Genomic DNA, 14446 nt, shown 5'->3' on the forward strand with positions numbered 1-14446 from the left:
TTGATGTCATTTCGGGGATGTCGCCGAATCCTTCCTTAAAGGATGCTTTTCTTGCAAGATCAGGAAGCTAATCCAAGATGTTCACTCCACCTGATCTTATAAAAAAAATCTCCTTGCGCAAACTGAACTTACAGTCTGAACATGGAGTGTGTCCAATGACATTTACTTATCCAACTAAAACATTCACGAAAACTGCTGTGATCCTTGCCATTGTTATGTCCACCAGCGCTTGCGGGTATTACAAAAACGAGGCAAAGCCAAAAGTCAATTCGGTGACACCTGCCGGCACTTTTGCGGGCAGCTATTATGAGAAGTCCCATGTCACCGACAAGCAGGGAAAGTTCTGGATTCCGCTGAAACCCGCCGCTGCCTCAATCGGCTACCGGATGAAGGATGACACCGCAAGCGGAGGTTATGCCAAGCTCGGCTATACGGATGTGATGTACATGCTGCGCCCGAACTCCACTCAGGTCTTTTCACTGGGGGAAAAAATCACCCTGCCTGACGCGCCAGTTCGCCGTGATGGTCAAATCTATATCACCCCGACAGCTTTGTCCAAGCTGCTCCAAACCGAGGTGGGCTGGAACCCCACCAGCGGTGAGATCAATATTGCTTTACCGTCAGACAAGGAAGCCCTTAGCAATACTGAAAAGAACGGTAACACCAATATAGCCAAACCGCTGCGCATCCAGAGCGCTTCGAGCGTAGATACCGGTCAACTAGTCGCCTTTGCCAAAAGATTTCTGGGTGTACCTTACGATTTTGGCGCCGGTCCTTATGAGGATACCGGACGTTTCGACTGCTCCTCCTTCACAAGACATGTATTTAAAAGGTTTGGCGTGGATCTGCCCCGGCTGGCTAAAGACCAGGACAACATCGGCAGACGGGTAAGCCGCAGTGATCTGCAGGCCGGAGATCTGATTTTTTTCACCGTGCCAGGACGTTTTGACAGTGACGCCATACCGGGGCATGTAGGTATTTATATCGGCGACGGAAAGTTCATCCATACCTGGGGTGATCCCGGTGTACAGATCAGCGAACTGGACAGCGGATATTGGAGCAACGTGATACTGCATATGCAGCGCGTGCTGTAACCACATAGCAGCGTAGGCTGCTGAAGTAAAGAAGAGCCTGGTCTCCTGCTAAAGAAGACCAAGCTCTTTTTTACATTTTAAATCAACTGATGTGATCCGGTTTCACTAGTCCCAACCTTTGCCTTTGCCGCTCAGCCGGACAAACAGCTTCACCAGTTCAACTAAAACAACGATGGACACGGCTGCCCCGCAGACAATCCACCACTGCAAACCGTTCAGATGCTGTACACCAAACCAATCGTTCAGACCCGGAATAATGATGACCAGCACCAGCAGCAGTCCGGAAATCACCGATGCGCCCAGCATATATTTGTTGCTGAACAAGCCGATCTGGAACAGAGATTTCGTATTGGATCTGACGTTGAAGGCATGTGTAATTTGAAGCAGACCGAGGGTGGCAAAAGCCATCGTAACCGCAACACCCTCATCATAATGGGTATGCGCCCAGTAATAGACGAGCAGCGTCAGTGCCGCTTCGATGATCCCCTGATAGACAATTCCAGCCCCCACACCACCGGAAAAAATACTGCTGCTGGACTTGCGGGGTTTCTTCGTCATTACATCTTCCCCGGCTTTTTCCAGCCCCAGTGCCAGCGCAGGCAGCGTATCCGTCACCAGATTGATCCAGAGGATGTGAATAGGCTCAAGAATCCGCCAACCGACCATTGTGGCGATGAACAAGGTCAGCACTTCCCCAAGGTTAGCGGAGAGCAGGAACTGGATGGCTTTGCGGATATTGCTGTATACCTTCCGTCCTTCTTCCACCGCAACTACAATGGTCGTGAAGTTATCGTCGGCCAGCACCATGTCGGATACGCCTTTCGCGACATCCGTTCCCGTAATCCCCATGCCCACACCTATATCCGCCGATTTCAAAGCCGGTGCATCGTTCACCCCGTCTCCAGTCATGGCGACGATCTTGCCCTTTTTTCTCCACGCTTTGACGATCCTTACCTTGTGCTCCGGAGAAACACGGGCATATACGGAATAATCCTCGACCCTATTTGCAAAATCCGCCTCGCTGATCTTATCCAGTTCGCGTCCGGTCAGTACACTCTTGTCGTCATCGATGATACCCAGCCGTTTGGCGATAGCCGCAGCAGTGTCCCTGTGGTCGCCGGTAATCATAACCGGACGGATACCCGCCTTGCGGCAGACCGCTACAGCGTCGCGCACTTCATCGCGCGGGGGATCAATCATCCCGACGAGGCCGATGAATACCAGATCCTTCTCTGTTGTGTCCGGTGAAGGTTTGTCTGGCAGCTCTGCATAATCACGGTAGGCAAAAGCCAGCACCCGCAGCGCTTCATCGGCAAGCGCCTTATTGCTTGCAGTGATCTTGCGGGAATGCTCCTCTGTGAGCGGAATGAGCTCCCCGGCCTCATAAATGTGGCTGCACTTGGAAAGCAGCACATCGGGAGCACCTTTCGTAAGCCCGCGGAACTTCCCTGCCTCCACCTGATGAATTGTTGTCATCAGCTTGCGGTCCGAGTCAAAGGGCAGCTCGCTTTTCCGGGGATACTGCTTCTCCAGCTCCCGCTTGTCAGTGCCGATGCTCAGCGCATAGTCCACAAGGGCTGTCTCCGTGGGATCCCCGATAATCGCTTTGCCGCTTTTGGTCCCGCTGGCTTTATCCCCCTTTGTGTTCTCTGAACCTTGCTTGCCGGTAGTGCTGCCTTCGTCAATGCTGGAATCATTGCACAGCGTCATCGCCTGCAGCAGCAGCTCACCGCCCGGAGTTTCCTTGAGCTGTTCGGTCGCCTCAATAGTTGCTCCATTGGCGTACAGCTTCTCGACAGTCATTTTGTTGAGTGTCAATGTTCCTGTTTTGTCGGAGCAGATAATTTCTGTACTGCCCAGCGTCTCCACCGCAGGCAGCTTGCGGATAATCGCTTTGCGTCCGGCCATGCGCTGAACGCCAAGCGCCAGAATGATCGTTACGATCGCCGGCAGTCCTTCAGGAATCGCCGCAACCGCCAGCGAGATCGAGGTAAGTAGCATATCCAGCATTTCTCTGCCCTGGAGCAACCCTACCGCAAAAATGACTACACACACGCCCAGAATAATATAGGTGAAGTATTTCCCCAGTTCATCCAGCTTCTTCTGCAGCGGAGTGACATCCGTTTCCTCCTCTGCGATAAAGCCGGCAATTCTTCCGACCTCAGTCTTCATCCCTGTGGCTGTAACAACGCCAACAGCTCTTCCGTACGTGACGCTGCTGCTCATATATGCCATATTTGTCCGGTCGCCGATTACGAGATCTGTCCCCTCCAGTTTGTCGGCATGCTTATCCGAAGGCAGCGACTCGCCGGTTAACGCAGCTTCCTCCGTCTGAAGTGATGCTGTTTCCAGCAGCCTGACATCGGCAGGTACGACATTGCCTGCTTCCAGCAGTACAATATCACCGGGCACAAGCTCCTCGCTCTTGATCTCTGTCACCTGGCCGCCGCGGCGGACCCGGGCATGCGGTGAAGACATGCTTTTCAGCGCTTCCAGCGCCTGTTCTGCTTTATTTTCCTGGATGACTCCAAGCACCGCATTCAATATAACAACCAGCAGGATAATGATTGTATCCGTCCATTCCCCGAGAATCCCCGACAACACCGCAGCCGCCAGCAGAATAAAGATCATTACATTTTTGAACTGCTCAATAAATTTAGCCAGCAGCGACTTTGGCTTTGCCTCCTGCAGCATATTTTTCCCGTACCGTTCCAGCAGCTGCGCCGCCTGTTCTGAAGTTAATCCCTCTTCTCTTGTCTCCAGCCGTTTCAGGACTTCCTCTTTCTCCAGCAGGTGAAACGGCTGTTGATCTTGTTGATTTGCAGAGTTCGAATTCAAGCTGTCAGCTCCTCCCATATTATAAAGTGGTGTATAGCAAATCACTTATATGGAGTTTTACCCAAAATTAACCGCAGAATTCTGAAAATTTAAGGACATTTTTCAAAGCTTGCTCAGAAACATCTGCAAACAACGACGATCAGCCTTCAGTATTTTGAAAACCGGGATGCTCAAAGCCCTTAAACCTGGTTCCCTGATATACAAGCTCCCCCCGGTCTCCTTCAACAATCAATCCAAATGCCTTATTTGGTACCTGCAGTTCGACGCGGCGTCCATCTTGAAACTCAAAAGTTACATAGTAGCTCGTGTGGGCCCCGGAGTCGCCTGATCCGCCCCAGACCTCCGTCCTTTTGGTCACGGCCGAAGCGTACGCGGAGACCAAGGGACTGGCATTATTGCTGCTCCAGATACCGATGGATTTGATGATTACAAAGATGAAAATACCAATCACCAGCAAAAACATCAGTTTGAAAAACAAAGGCATTCCATAAATAAAACTCCAAAAAAAACTGCCCTGTGGAAATTGCCCAAAACCGCTAATAAAGCTCTGTCCGTTCAAATCCATCTCTCCTCTTTCAAAAAAAATATTAAAAGTACGATTTACTTTAAAATACGCTTTATTCCTCCATCAGTTTCAGTTTTTCAGCCTTGTAAAATGAAAAAAGAGCTGATTTGAATTTGGCCCGGCACAGGAACGTATGTTATGCTTTATATACAAGATACAGTAAGGAGGTGATCTAATGAGGGCATATCTAGCGTATTTTCCCTACTCAAAACTGCTTCAGGCCGCATTTATTCCGATTCTTCTGTTTACCCTGATAGCAGGAGCCATCGGTGCTTTCAGCACTGTGGAGTATGAAGGCGAGACCCTCAAATTTGAACGCTACGAGCATAAAATGGCGACGCCGGTCCGTGCACATTCAACACCTATTAAATTTGTACCCGCTGTCCGCTTACCGCATCATGGGATCACTCTGGTAGTTCTGCCGGAACCTCCCGTACCTGTACTTGTTGTTTCGCTATCCCCAATTATTTACATTACGCTGAAGCGGCTGCTGCTGCAACCGCTTAGATATACTTCAAATTTGGTGCATCGCCCCATTTAACGACAGAAAAAGAAATGCATATTTGCTCACACAGTAGAACACTCTTAAGACATATCAATTGGAGGCTGGACTTTCATGAACTATAGAGAATCAGATCTGCCGGGAATCGGCAAAAAATTTCTGCTGCAAACACGCAGCGGCGACAAGCTAGTGGTCATTGTGCATGACGACGGCAGACGCGAGCTGTACCATTTTGATTATGATGATCCGGACCAGAGTGTATCCATGGTTACACTGGACGATGATGAAGCAAGGCATATCTCTGCCATTGTAGGTGGAGTCACCTACAAGCCCAAGGCCCTGGAGTCCATTGAGGTGGCACTGGATGATTTGATCATCGAATGGTACCGCCTCGAGTCAGGATTCAAATGCATCGGGCATACGATCGGCGAACTGGATGTACGTGCACGTGCAGGCGTCACTATTATTGCGATCATTGAAAAAAACCACCAGAAACATCTGAGTCCTGGACCGGAAGTTTTGCTGAAAGCGGACTGCACCGTTGTCGCTGCCGGGGAGAGACATCAGCATAAGCAGTTCAAACACATTCTACGAAATGGATGTGGTTAATAGATGAGTCATTATATTATTTTTGAAGTAGGCCTGGCCATTGTCCTGATTGCGCTTGCCGGAATCATCTCCACCAAGCTCCGCTTTTCTGTAATTCCTTTCTATATTCTTGTCGGGATGGCCGTTGGGCCCCACGCCTTTAAAATTTGGCATCTCGATTTCCGCTTTATCGAAAGTGCTTCCCTGATCGAATTTATGGGCCGCATTGGAGTACTCTTCCTGCTGTTCTATCTGGGGCTGGAATTCTCCGTGGGCCGGCTTGTCAAAGCAGGACGTTCGATCGTAACCGGCGGTACGATATATATCCTGATCAATTTTACGCTGGGGCTGGTCCTCGGCTGGGCACTCGGTTTCCCTCTGGAGGAGATTCTGATTATTGCCGGGATCACCACTATCTCTTCCAGTGCGATTGTAGCTAAGGTATTGGTTGATTTGAAGCGAACCGCAAATCCCGAGACTGAAATGATTCTCGGCATCATCATGTTTGAGGATGTATTTCTCGCAGTCTACATCTCCATTCTCTCGGGCCTTGTCCTCAGCGGCTCTTCGTCGCTTGGCGGCGTGCTGCTGTCCGCGCTGCTCGCGCTTGGATATATGCTGGCCCTCCTCGTTATCGGACGCAAGCTAGTTCCCTGGCTCAACCGCGTCCTGAACATCCGTTCCAGTGAATTATTCGCGCTCGTCATCTTCGGTGCCCTCTTTCTCATTGCCGGCTTCTCCGAAACGATCCATGTCGCCGAAGCGATCGGAGCATTACTTGTCGGGCTGGTGCTCGCTGAAACCGAGCATGTGAAACGGATTGAGAAACTGGTCATCCCGTTCCGTGATTTCTTTGGAGCCATCTTCTTTTTCAGCTTCGGCTTGACCATTGACCCGCTCTCCCTCGGAGGAGAAGCGTTCTGGTATTCATTAGCTGCGGTAATCATAACACTGATCGGAAATTTCTTGGCAGGAATGCTGGCGGGACGCAGTGCAGGTCTCAGTCCGCGGGCTTCGTCCAACATTGGCCTAACTATCGTCTCCCGTGGGGAGTTCTCCATTATTATGGCCAATCTTGGCAAAGCGGGCGGACTGATGGCGATCCTTCAGCCTTTCGCTGCCATGTACGTATTGATGCTGGCCATCCTTGGACCGCTGCTGACAAAGGAGTCCAAGACGGTTTACAAGCTCCTGGATAAGGTATTCAAGTTCGAAAAGCGGCATCTCGCCCGCAAAGCGAAACATGCTGCCCCTGTACTCGACAAAGAGTAAATAGAGTTCCCTGTTGAAGGGAGGGACGTGTATGAAGAAACGTTTACGCGGGGAATACACCCCGCCACAGCACAAGGGAATCCGCATTCTCTCCGTTATTGGCGGAGGACTGCTGGCCGCTGTCGGGCTGGAGCTGTTTCTGATTCCGCATAAGCTGGTCCCTGGCGGAATTGCCGGACTGTCTGCTCTGCTCGCCCATCTTACCGAAATGCGGCTTGGCCTGTTTCTGTTTCTGTTCAATCTGCCGTTTATTCTTTTGTCGCGCAGGCAGATTGACTTTCGGTTTGCACTTTATACGATGCTCGGGTTGATCTGCTTGACCATAGGCTCATTGGCCTTGCATCACTTTCCAGCCGTTGTCAGTGAGCCGCTTGCTGCAGCAATAGCTGGTGGTCTCTGCCTTGGCTTTGGAATCGGTATTTCAATCCGCTTCGGCGGCATCAGCAACAAGACCAGTGAACAGGGTTATGTCTTGCTAAGCGGCAGCTTGCCGAAATCGGCGGAAACCGTCATTATGCTGCTCAACTGTGTCATTCTGCTATTCGGAGGTGTGCTGTTTGGCTGGGATCAGGCGATGTACAGCATTATCGCCTATCTGCTGGCCTTTGAAGGCATCCGGATCTCGCTTCGGGACCTATCGCGCTCCCGGGCTGTCTGGATTACCAGCAGCCACTGTGATGAAATCTCCAAAGCGCTCCACCAATCGCTCGAGCGGGAGACCAAACTTGTCCAGGCTTCCGGGCCGGCGGGACAGAAAGGTACACTCTTCTGTCTTGCCAGCAAGATGGAGGAAGCCACTTTGACTTCAATTGTGAAGGAATGCGACGAGGACAGCCTCATTGTCGTGCGCGCAGCGCAGGGCCGGGGCATCGCCGATTTTTTCCGCAAAAAAATCAGCTGAAAGATGACTCTGCCGGACTTTCCTGAACTGTGAATGGCTATAACCTATGAAAAAGGCGTTCCCGCTGCTGCAGCGCGGGAACGCCTTTTCCTATCTGCCAGATCCGGGTCTAGCAACCGCCCGTTTCTTCAACGGAACATGCCCCATAACCGGATCAGGTGAAACGTATTGCTCGGATCAATCTTCTGTGCGATCACAAATTTCACGATTTGCTCTTCCTGGGCTGACGACAGCTTCTCACCCATCACTGCCGCAGCATTGCGTACCAGCCTGCGCACAACTCCTGTGTCCTGCAGCTCTTGCTTGGAAATACCGTTAATCATATTTTTGATGCGTTCCTTGACTGCCGGATTCTTCATCTTCAGCTTGATGCGTTCCACCAGCTGCGGGCTGATTCCGTATTGCTGATAACCCAAGCGCAGCACCTCCCGTCATATCCAATCATTCACAGTATATGAGGGCCGGTTGCCGCATGTGCCTATTTAATCGATAATATCCCCCTGGAATATTTGTTCGTTCTGCAGATAGCTCCGCAGCGGTGCATAATCTGGGGATGTCCAGAAGGAAGAATCCTTCAGCAGCTCCGCAGCATCGTCGCGCGCCTGCTCCAGTATCTCAAAATCCGCAGTCATATCCGCCAGCCGGAATTCCGGCAGACCGCTTTGCTTCGTACCAAAGAAATCCCCCGGACCTCTTAGCTCCAGGTCACGGCGGGAGACCTCGAATCCGTCGTCTGTATCGGTCATGGCGGTCATCCGCTCCCGGCCGATCTCCGATTTGGGATCAGCCACAAGCACACAGTAGGACGCATGCTGACCTCTACCGACCCGCCCGCGCAGCTGATGCAGCTGCGACAAACCGAAACGGTCCGCATCCATAATGATCATCAGCGTGGCATTGGGAACATCGACGCCAACCTCCACGACCGTAGTGGAAACAAGCAGCTGAAGCTCGTTGCTGTAGAAGGCGCGCATCACTTCATCTTTCTCACCCGGCGTCATCCGTCCATGCAGCAGCCCAACTTTATAGTTCGGAAAGGCCTGGGACATCTGGACATGCAGGTCTATCGCGTTCTGCACATCCAGCTTCTCCGACTCTTCGATCAGGGGGCAGATGAGATAGGCCTGACGGCCTTGATCAATCTCACGGCTGACCAGGTTCAGCACACGCTCCATCAGATCATGCTTCACCCAATAAGTCGTGATCGGGACCCGTCCTTTAGGCCGCTCTGACAAAGTCGAGACGTCCATATCCCCGAAGACCGTAATTGCCAATGTCCGCGGGATCGGGGTCGCCGTCATCGTCAGAACATCCGGGTTATACCCTTTGCGCCGGAGGACACTGCGCTGGTTCACTCCGAAGCGGTGCTGTTCATCGGTAACCACAAGCCCCAGCCCGCGGAAGAATACATCATCCTGAATCAAAGCATGGGTGCCGACCACAACGTCCACCACGCCCATTTGCAGTGAGGCCAGCAGATCCTTGCGTTTGCGCCCTGAGACACTGCCCGTTAACAGACCTACCGTGATGCCAAACGGCTCAAACATTTTGGTCAGCGAGCGCATATGCTGCTCGGCCAGAATCTCCGTCGGCACCATCAGCGCGCCCTGAAACCCCGACCTCACGGTGGCAAAGAGCGCAATGGCCGCAAGCACCGTTTTGCCTGAGCCTACATCCCCCTGCAGCAGCCGGTTCATGCAGTACCCCGACCGCATGTCCTGCAGAATCTCCAGCTCTACATGCTTCTGCGCATCCGTCAATTCAAACGGCAGACTGCGCACAAAGGAGCGGACGGTTGAGTTATCAACTGTATGCACTACACCGTCCATTCTGCCGTGGTTCAGCACCCGGAAGGCCTGTACCTTAAGCTGGAACAGAAACAGCTCTTCATACACCATTCTGCGCCGTCCCTGCTGTCCTTCGCGGGTATCCTCCGGCTGGTGGATCGTAGCAATCGCCCGCTTGCGGGGCATAAAATCATATTTTCGCATAATGACGTGCGGCAATATTTCCGGAATCATCTCTCCGAACTGCTGCATGCCCTGATTAATAACCTTGCGGATCCAGGACTGGGTGATCTTGCCGCCCACAGAGTATACCGGCTGCAGGGTGCCTGTCTTGCCCTCCCCGCGGTCCGGGAACTCATAATCCGTCACCGTAATCTGGCTGCGCTTCTGGTCCCATTTACCGGTTAACACGATCTCCCGGCCTACAGTCAACTGCTCGCGCACATAATGCTGATTGAACCATGTAGCGGTGAACATCCAGGGTTCAGCCACCATCTTACAGCTTAAGCGCGACTTGCCGCCAAACCGCTGCAGTACGGGGATGCCAATCACCTTGGCCATCAGGGTAGCCTTGTCACCATGCTTCACTTCACTCAGCGAGCGGGGACGGAAATCCTCATAACGGAATGGATAATACTCCAGCAGATCCTTTACTGTAAAAACGCCAAAGGCGTGGAGCTCGGATTGCTTTTGAGCGCTCACGCCAGTTATTTGCTTCACTTCAATTTTTTCCAAAGACAGGTTCATGTTCATCCCCTATTTACGCGGGCCAAATGAATACGGCTAAGGTACCGTTGCCGACATGGCTGCCTACGACAGGGCCGATGTTGGTCAGCACTTTCTCATTCAGGGTGAAGTGCACGGCTAATTCCTGCAGGAATTCTTCGCCGTAAGCCGGTTCAGCCGTATGACCCACGGCCACATTGATTTTGTCCACACCCGGCAGATCGTTTTTGAACAGCTCGATCATGCGGGCTATTGCCTTCTTCCGGCCTCTGACCTTCTCTACCGCATAAATAATGCCTTCTGCATCAATGGAGAGAATCGGCTTGATATTCAGCAGCGTGCCCAATATGGCGGACGCTTTGCCGATTCTGCCGCCCTTTTGCAGATATTCCAGTGTATCTACCAGGAAATAAAGTTTGCGCGATTGGCGCAGCTTCTCCACAGCTGTCAGAATTTCCTCCGGGCTTATACCTTCTTTAGCCATTCTGGCCGCTTCCACTACCATAAAGCCGAAACCGTAGGATGCGGACAGGGAATCTACCACAGTGATGGCGTCCCCTTCCTCATCCAGCATCGATTTAGCCAGGACTGCAGACTGATAAGTTCCGCTAAGTCCGGATGATATATGAAAAGAAAGAATCGTACTGCCTTGATGACGCTCCAGAATACTGCGATACAAATTCATATATTCCACCGGAGACGGCTGAGATGTGGTCGGCAGCTTTGCTGAGTGGGGAAGACGCTCATAGAACTGCTCCGGTGTCATATCCACATTGTCCCTGTACGCTTCCTCGCCGAACATTAATGTCAGCGGCACGACCTCAATGCCATATGCTTCCGCCAGAGCCGGCGGAATATCTGAGGTGCTGTCTGTGACAATTACGGTACGATTCATGGGTTTCCTCCCCAAACTATGATTAAGCAGTCCGCACGAGGCGGAGTATGCTTTGATGCTGGCAGAAGGAATTCAGTCTCCGCCTATGGCTCTACCGAGAAAACATAATAATACAGCGGCTGCCCGCCCTCATGAACCTCAACTTCAACCTGAGGATAAGCCTCTTCCAGCCAGCTGTTGAGTGACGCGGTTACATCCGCTTCTGCTTCAGCACCGGTCAGAACTGTAACGATCTCGTCGCCGTTCTCCAGCATGCTTGTGAGCAGTTGCTTGCTTGCAGCGAGCAATTCATCGGAAGCAGCAACGATCTTCGAATTGGAAATACCGATATACTGTCCGGATTTGATCTCCAGCTCTTCAATCACGGTATCACGTACGGCGTTCGTAACCTGGCCGGATTTCACATGTGCGATGGCTTCCAGCATGTTGCTTGTATTGGCTTCCACCGCATCATCTTCCTGGAAGGCAAATGCAGCGGCAATTCCCTGCGGGATGCTCTTGCTCGGAATAACCGTGATATCCCGTTCGTCCTCAAGCAGCTCTTTAGCCTGCTGTGCGGCAAGCACGATGTTGGAGTTGTTAGGCAGAATATATACATGCTTCGCAGAGATGGATGAGATCGCATTTACGAAATCCTCCGTACTGGGATTCATGGTCTGTCCGCCTGCTAGAACCGCATCGACCCCGAGGCTTTTGAAAATATCGGTAATCCCGCCGCCGGAGGATACGGCGATGAAGCCGTACGGTGCCATATCGTCCGCCGGAGGAACCGCCGGGGCAGGCACTGTGCTCTTCTCGCTAGGGATATCTGCAAACAGATCCGGCATTGGAGCGATATCCATACCGGTTGTCAGCAGATCGCGATGCTGCTCACGCATATTCAGAATATGGATCTGGGTGATCTCGCCGTAGAGCAATGCCAGGCTCATCACTTCACCAGGAGTCTTGGAATGCACATGCACTTTGATCGTGTCGTCATCGGAAATGACGATGATTGAATCCCCATTAACTGACAACGCTTTCCGAAAAGCTTCCTCATCAAAATCCGCTTTCACGGCTGCGCCAAGCTGGCGGTTGATGAAAAATTCCATATCATATAAAAATTCGATATCTTCCGTGGACAGCTGGGATTGCGCAGAAGACTGCACGGAGGACAATATATTCTCAGGTTTGGTGAGCACAGGTGCCGTTACAACGGCAGGTGCCGGAGCTTGTCCTTGTACAGACGCCGGAGATGCGGAGACTCCGCTTGTCAGATACTGATGAAATCCTTCATAAATGTAGACCAGACCTTGGCCTCCAGAGTCAACCACGCCAACCTGCTTCAGGACAGGCAGAAGTTCCGGAGTATTGGCTAATGCCTCTTTGGCTTTGGCTAGAACCTCCGTCATAAGCTCCGTAATGTCTGTTGTGCGGCGAGCGTAATACACCGCATGTCTGGCAGCTTCTTTGGCGACCGTGAGTATAGTGCCTTCTACAGGCTTGACCACCGCTTTGTAGGCCGTATCCACTCCGGTCTGCAGCGCTGCCGCGAACTGTTGCGTGTTCAATTCATCATATTGGGCTGCGGAACGTCCAAGACCTCTGAACAGCTGTGACAAAATAACGCCAGAGTTTCCCCGTGCACCCATCAGGAGACCTTTGGAGAGTACTCCTGCACATTGTCCGACAGAGGCGGTATTATTCTTTTTCAATTCGTTCGCGCCTGCAGTCATCGTCAAGTTCATATTAGTTCCCGTATCTCCATCCGGAACCGGAAATACATTTAAGGAATTGACGTGCTCTGCATGCTGCTGCAGCTTTTCCGCTCCGGCGAGTACCATTGCGGTAAAATCTGCTCCGTTTATAGAACGCTTACTCAATGAGAATTCCCCTTCCTAACTTCATGCCTAATCAATTCTATGATTAACTGGACATAATACACTAATTTATATTGTACTATAAGAGCCAAAAGAAATAAATGTTTTTGAATCGGTTGACGTAGCAAATTTTGCTGTGATATTATATTTAAGTATTGTTTTATGCAGGTGTTAGTAACAAGGAGGTGTAATCTATGTCCCGCAAATGTACTGTAACAGGCAAGAAACCGGGCAGCGGCAACCACGTGTCTCACGCAAACAACCGCAACCGTCGTTCTTGGGGAGTTAACGTTCAGAAGGTCCGTATCCTAGTGAACGGCAAACCGAAACGCGTGTACGTCAGCACCCGTGCTTTGAAAGCCGGCAAAGTTGAACGCGTTTAGTCTTGGATTATCCTAGACCTAGCGATATCTCATATGAAGCAAAAAGCACCCTTTACATACGTAAGGTGCTTTTTTTCATGTTTTCAGTTCTGATCCTTCCTCAGCTTTTCTGAAAAGTATTCAAAATCGCTTTAACAAAACCTCCCAAGAATCTTGGCAGCTTAAACGTGTAAAATTTCATCATTAACCCTCCCATCAATTCATGCCGTACGCTAGGAGACTTTCCTGTCTTTTCTGTTTGCGCAAACGAGCTGCAGAGCTCCCTTATGGAACAAAAAAAAGGCTACATGAGATTTCTGCTCATGTAACCATATTTATGCGCCCACAACTTGGCCTATACCTCAAGACTAATTAGGCGGCAGCCCGATTAACGGATTGCTGTCTCTGCTGCTTCACGAATTGCTCTGATGGCGGCTGCGCGATCGCTGCGTCCAAACACGGCATTGCCTGCGACAAGGGTGTCTGCGCCCGCTTTAGCCACCAGGGGTGCCGTTGCTTCGGCAATTCCGCCGTCGACCTCGATGCGCAGCCCTTTGTGATTGGCTTCGTTCGCCCACTCCCGGATCTGCCGGATCTTGCGCAGCGTATGGGGAATGAAGGCTTGGCCGCCAAAGCCCGGATTCACGGTCATCACAAGCACCATATCCACATCCTCAAGCACCTCGCGCACGGCTGAAGCCGGAGTTCCCGGATTGATCGCCACGCCAGCCATCAGGCCCAGCTCCTTGATCTGATGGATAACCCGGTGGAGATGCACACAAGCCTCCGCATGTACCGTAATCACTGCTGCGCCGGCAGCGGCAAAATCGGCAATGTAACGTTCCGGATTCTCAATCATCAGGTGCACATCAAGCGGTAAAGAAGTGTGGGACTTCACTGCTTTGACAATGGGCGGACCCAGCGTAATATTCGGCACAAAATGACCGTCCATCACATCCACGTGAATCCAGTCTGCACCACTGGCCTCAGCTTCCGCTACTTCAGTACCAAGTGCGGCGAAATCCGCCGATAACAAAGATGGGGCAATTATAATCAT

General features: G+C 51.5%; 14 protein-coding genes. 6 read left to right on the top strand and 8 right to left on the bottom strand.

Annotation, left to right across the window (positions count from 1 at the left end; all coding sequences use genetic code 11):
• The first annotated feature begins 155 nt into the window (after positions 1–155).
• Positions 156–1094 carry a C40 family peptidase gene (locus tag NYE29_RS30240; protein WP_340898780.1) on the top strand — a complete coding sequence of 313 codons (939 nt, stop codon included), beginning with the start codon at positions 156–158 and terminating at the stop codon, positions 1092–1094.
• A gap of 105 nt (positions 1095–1199) precedes the next feature.
• Here the strand turns inward: NYE29_RS30240 and NYE29_RS30245 are convergent, their stop codons facing one another.
• A complete protein-coding gene (locus tag NYE29_RS30245) occupies positions 1200–3932 on the bottom strand; it encodes a calcium-translocating P-type ATPase, SERCA-type (protein WP_445322188.1) in 2733 nt (910 codons plus the stop codon).
• Positions 3933–4071: 139 nt separating this feature from the next.
• Positions 4072–4491, bottom strand: a complete 420-nt coding sequence (locus tag NYE29_RS30250) for a DUF2500 domain-containing protein (protein ID WP_256718132.1) — start codon at positions 4489–4491, stop codon at positions 4072–4074.
• 181 nt (positions 4492–4672) lie between these two features.
• On the opposite strand from NYE29_RS30250, the gene NYE29_RS30255 reads away from it, so the two are divergent.
• The 4 genes from NYE29_RS30255 to NYE29_RS30270 all read left to right on the top strand — a co-directional run bounded on the left by NYE29_RS30255 (position 4673) and on the right by NYE29_RS30270 (position 7760).
• A complete protein-coding gene (locus NYE29_RS30255; protein WP_340898781.1) occupies positions 4673–5038 on the top strand; it encodes a hypothetical protein in 366 nt (121 codons plus the stop codon).
• Positions 5039–5113: 75 nt separating this feature from the next.
• Positions 5114–5608 (top strand): cation:proton antiporter regulatory subunit, encoded by a 495-nt coding sequence (locus NYE29_RS30260; RefSeq protein WP_076111311.1) that lies wholly within the window; start codon positions 5114–5116, stop codon positions 5606–5608.
• Between the two features lie 3 nt (positions 5609–5611).
• Positions 5612–6859 carry a cation:proton antiporter gene (locus NYE29_RS30265; RefSeq protein WP_340898782.1) on the top strand — a complete coding sequence of 416 codons (1248 nt, stop codon included), beginning with the start codon at positions 5612–5614 and terminating at the stop codon, positions 6857–6859.
• Positions 6860–6890: 31 nt separating this feature from the next.
• Positions 6891–7760 (top strand): YitT family protein, encoded by an 870-nt coding sequence (locus tag NYE29_RS30270; protein WP_076111309.1) that lies wholly within the window; start codon positions 6891–6893, stop codon positions 7758–7760.
• 128 nt (positions 7761–7888) lie between these two features.
• Here NYE29_RS30270 and NYE29_RS30275 read toward each other — a convergent pair whose 3' ends face one another.
• From NYE29_RS30275 to NYE29_RS30290, 4 genes are all read right to left on the bottom strand, one after another.
• The gene (locus tag NYE29_RS30275; RefSeq protein ID WP_038590600.1) at positions 7889–8176 is read right to left on the bottom strand and encodes a stage VI sporulation protein F; all 288 of its coding nucleotides are present in this window, start codon (positions 8174–8176) and stop codon (positions 7889–7891) included.
• 66 nt (positions 8177–8242) lie between these two features.
• Entirely contained in the window at positions 8243–10294 is a 2052-nt protein-coding gene (gene recG / locus NYE29_RS30280) for an ATP-dependent DNA helicase RecG (protein WP_076111308.1), read from the bottom strand.
• Between the two features lie 13 nt (positions 10295–10307).
• Positions 10308–11168 carry a DegV family protein gene (locus NYE29_RS30285; protein ID WP_038590594.1) on the bottom strand — a complete coding sequence of 287 codons (861 nt, stop codon included), beginning with the start codon at positions 11166–11168 and terminating at the stop codon, positions 10308–10310.
• Positions 11169–11251: 83 nt separating this feature from the next.
• The gene (locus NYE29_RS30290) at positions 11252–13030 is read right to left on the bottom strand and encodes a DAK2 domain-containing protein (RefSeq protein ID WP_340898784.1); all 1779 of its coding nucleotides are present in this window, start codon (positions 13028–13030) and stop codon (positions 11252–11254) included.
• 191 nt (positions 13031–13221) lie between these two features.
• Here NYE29_RS30290 and rpmB point away from each other — a divergent pair, with 191 nt between their 5' ends.
• Positions 13222–13410, top strand: coding sequence for a 50S ribosomal protein L28 (gene rpmB / locus NYE29_RS30295; RefSeq protein WP_019911441.1), 189 nt, complete (start codon positions 13222–13224; stop codon positions 13408–13410).
• Between the two features lie 100 nt (positions 13411–13510).
• On the opposite strand, the gene spoVM is transcribed toward rpmB, so the two are convergent.
• Both spoVM and rpe read right to left on the bottom strand, forming a co-directional pair.
• Positions 13511–13591, bottom strand: coding sequence for a stage V sporulation protein SpoVM (spoVM, locus tag NYE29_RS30300; RefSeq protein ID WP_020431362.1), 81 nt, complete (start codon positions 13589–13591; stop codon positions 13511–13513).
• A gap of 186 nt (positions 13592–13777) precedes the next feature.
• Positions 13778–14446 carry a ribulose-phosphate 3-epimerase gene (gene rpe, locus NYE29_RS30305; protein ID WP_340898786.1) on the bottom strand — a complete coding sequence of 223 codons (669 nt, stop codon included), beginning with the start codon at positions 14444–14446 and terminating at the stop codon, positions 13778–13780.

This window comes from Paenibacillus sp. FSL M7-1046 (assembly GCF_038007405.1).
GTDB lineage: Bacteria > Bacillota > Bacilli > Paenibacillales > Paenibacillaceae > Paenibacillus_AQ.

Excerpts from the sequence above, each read along its gene's own strand:
- NYE29_RS30240 (WP_340898780.1), top strand. The coding sequence starts at position 156 with ATGACATTTACTTATCCAACTAAAACATTCACGAAAACTGCTGTGATC.
- rpe (WP_340898786.1), bottom strand. The coding sequence starts at position 14,446 with ATGATTATAATTGCCCCATCTTTGTTATCGGCGGATTTCGCCGCACTT.
- spoVM (WP_020431362.1), bottom strand. The coding sequence starts at position 13,591 with ATGAAATTTTACACGTTTAAGCTGCCAAGATTCTTGGGAGGTTTTGTT.
- NYE29_RS30270 (WP_076111309.1), top strand. The coding sequence starts at position 6,891 with ATGAAGAAACGTTTACGCGGGGAATACACCCCGCCACAGCACAAGGGA.
- NYE29_RS30255 (WP_340898781.1), top strand. The coding sequence starts at position 4,673 with ATGAGGGCATATCTAGCGTATTTTCCCTACTCAAAACTGCTTCAGGCC.
- NYE29_RS30285 (WP_038590594.1), bottom strand. The coding sequence starts at position 11,168 with ATGAATCGTACCGTAATTGTCACAGACAGCACCTCAGATATTCCGCCG.
- NYE29_RS30260 (WP_076111311.1), top strand. The coding sequence starts at position 5,114 with ATGAACTATAGAGAATCAGATCTGCCGGGAATCGGCAAAAAATTTCTG.
- NYE29_RS30265 (WP_340898782.1), top strand. The coding sequence starts at position 5,612 with ATGAGTCATTATATTATTTTTGAAGTAGGCCTGGCCATTGTCCTGATT.
- rpmB (WP_019911441.1), top strand. The coding sequence starts at position 13,222 with ATGTCCCGCAAATGTACTGTAACAGGCAAGAAACCGGGCAGCGGCAAC.
- recG (WP_076111308.1), bottom strand. The coding sequence starts at position 10,294 with ATGAACCTGTCTTTGGAAAAAATTGAAGTGAAGCAAATAACTGGCGTG.